Genomic DNA, 2,605 nt, shown 5'->3' on the forward strand with positions numbered 1-2,605 from the left:
AATGTTCTCTAAAATGATTCAGAGACTCTGTTTAATCAAAAGAACAGCTATAAACAGAGAAGTTAATAAATAGGGATAAAGTGAAGTCCGTCTCTTTCTGGGAGTAATATAGCTAGGTTTAGTCTTAGCTCGTAATCTCGTTTGTAGGATGCGACCCATCGAATAGGTACACCCTCCACCACTATCGGAGTTAAACGCTCTACCCGATTTTGACCACGTTGAAATCGTGGGTAGGCTCTACAAATTCATATTGTGCATTGATTGTTTGTAGCTCCCAAGTGCCATAGCTTTTAGTTAGCTCCAACACACCATAGACCGCGTTATTTGCATGTCGGAATGCAGCTACGGGAGACATTCTCTTTATTAACCCTGCGGTAAACAGGCCAGAGATAAGGTCACCGACACCAACCGGTTGTTGAGCAAATTCAATGTTCGGTCGTTGGGCTAAATAACATGCCTTTTTCGTTGCTAAAATCATACTGAACGCGTCATCGGGTAATGAGTGAAGATGCTTCACGAGCACCATCTTTGGACCAAGCTCCAATGCTTTCTTACATGCTGTAACCGCGTCATAAAGGGAGAGGATTTTAATGCCGGTCAATTCACTTAGTTCAAATTGGTTTGGCACTATAACATCGGCAATAGGAAGCAAGTGTTTAGTAATGGCGGTTCTAACGCCATCCTCAACGATACAACCTTTATCTGGGTCACCCATTACAGGGTCACAAACATAGAGTGCACTGTGGTTCTTTTCTTTAACTAAATTAACCGACTCGGCAACCGCTTTACATTGGTCTGCGCTTCCCTGATAACCCGATAGGATCGCACCACAGTCTTTCAGTACGTTGATGTTGTCTAAGCCTCGAATCAAGTTTCGAATATCATCTGAGCCGAATGTTTGCCCGGTCCAACCTTGTTGATATTGTGTGTGGTTGGAAAATTGTACCGTATGGATAGGCCATACTTCGAGTCCCATACGTTGCATAGGAAAAACGGCAGAGCTATTGCCAGCATGGCCAAAGACCACATGAGACTGAATTGAAATTACACCTTTCAAACCGTCACTCCTCTTCTGAATATAGTTTTTGATGTCTTGAGTAAATTTTAAAGTCAAAGTACTGAACTTTGGTAATCCCCTTTGATGGGGAAGATCCATCAAGACATGAAATGTAAGAATGTCTCTATAACGATTAGGTTTGAGAGATCGATAAAGAACGCACCAATTAACGGCACGATAAAATACGCTTGTGGCGATGGGCCGTAGTAACCCGTGATACCATTCATATTGAGCATGGCTGTCGGTGTCGCACCCAAACCAAAGCCCGCATGACCACTTGCCATCACCGCGGCATCATAATTTTTACCGAGTAGCTTATAGGTAACGGACGTAACAAACACAATAGTAAACAATGTTTGAATCGTTAGGATAACCACCAGCGACAACGCCATATCAAACAGCTGCCAAAGTTTGATTTCAAGCAATGCCATAGATAAGAAGACACTTAGGGCAATTGAGCTTAAACGTGCCACTTCGACCATCGCAATCTTGGCAGGTTTGCTCTCGCTAAATAGTGTTGAGAATAGTGCACCAACAAATAACGCATAGACGAAATTTGGCACCATGTTCAGCCAATGCACATCGAGCACAAGCACTAAACTATGTAGCATTTGGCTGAGCTCAACACAGCATGCTAAAAGAACAACGCTTCCGATGCCATGTAGTACATTGCCCTTAGTCGGCATGTGATGGGCCTTTTTGTGTTCCACATCTGCTGCATGTACGTTCGGTGTTGAAAGTTGATTTTTTTCAACCAAATACGTGCCTAAAGGCGCTCCGATAATACCGCCAATCACAAGACCAAAAGTGGCACAGGCCATCGCGATTTCGAGTGCATTATCGACACCAAAATGGTCATGAAACATCGACGCCCATGCAGCACCTGTACCATGCCCACCTGATAGGGTGATAGAGCCCGTCATCAGTCCTAGCTTAGGATCCAGCCCTAAGAACGAGGCTGCAGCGACACCAATAGCGTCCTGAAAAATAATATAAACAACGGCGATTCCGAGAAAGACAACGAACAAGCGTCCACCTTGGAATAGCTGCTTGATATTTGCGCTTAAACCAATGCCTGCGAAAAACATCAGCATCAACGTCTCTTTATAAGGAAGTTCAAATTCGAACTCCATTCCCATGCGATACAAGCAAGTAGTAATTAAGGCTGCGATGCACCCACCAATCACCGGCCCTGGGATATGATATTTACTTAATATTGGTGTGTGTTTTTTGGTTACCTCACCAAACAACAACATCAAGAGTGCCAAAATGGCAGATTCAACGGCATTTACAGAAATTACATTCATTATCACGACCTAAACAACCGAATAAAAAAGCCCCGACTTGACGGGGCTTATATTTTCTAGCAACTACGAATTACGCAGAGAACTCTTGGAAGTACTCATCCAACACAGTGCGTGTTGCACGGCCAATTAGCTCGTACTCGTGGTGAGTAAGGTTCGCTAGTGATACGCGTACTGAGGCGTGTACTGTGTCGAAACCTTTACCAGGTAGTAAGATGACGCCAGTTTCGTGAGCAAGACGGAA

The 2,605-nt window shown here is 44.0% G+C and carries 2 protein-coding genes and 1 pseudogene; all 3 read right to left on the reverse strand.

All coding sequences use genetic code 11. The annotated features are described in order from the left end of the window. Window positions 1–199: 199 nt before the first annotated feature. Window positions 200–1,057: a pyridoxal kinase PdxY gene (pdxY, locus tag AB4482_RS11220; RefSeq protein WP_120459727.1), complete on the reverse strand. Its 858-nt coding sequence runs from the start codon at window positions 1,055–1,057 to the stop codon at window positions 200–202. Between the two features lie 98 nt (window positions 1,058–1,155). Beyond that, the gene (gene gltS, locus AB4482_RS11225; RefSeq protein WP_017061004.1) at window positions 1,156–2,364 is read right to left on the reverse strand and encodes a sodium/glutamate symporter; all 1,209 of its coding nucleotides are present in this window, start codon (window positions 2,362–2,364) and stop codon (window positions 1,156–1,158) included. A 70-nt stretch (window positions 2,365–2,434) separates the two neighbouring features. After that, window positions 2,435–2,605, reverse strand: a pseudogene (locus AB4482_RS11230) (bifunctional aspartate transaminase/aspartate 4-decarboxylase); the annotation flags it as partial.

The sequence above is a fragment of the Vibrio sp. 10N.222.55.C7 genome (genome assembly GCF_041473335.1).
In the GTDB taxonomy this organism is placed as follows: Bacteria; Pseudomonadota; Gammaproteobacteria; order Enterobacterales; family Vibrionaceae; genus Vibrio; species Vibrio crassostreae_C.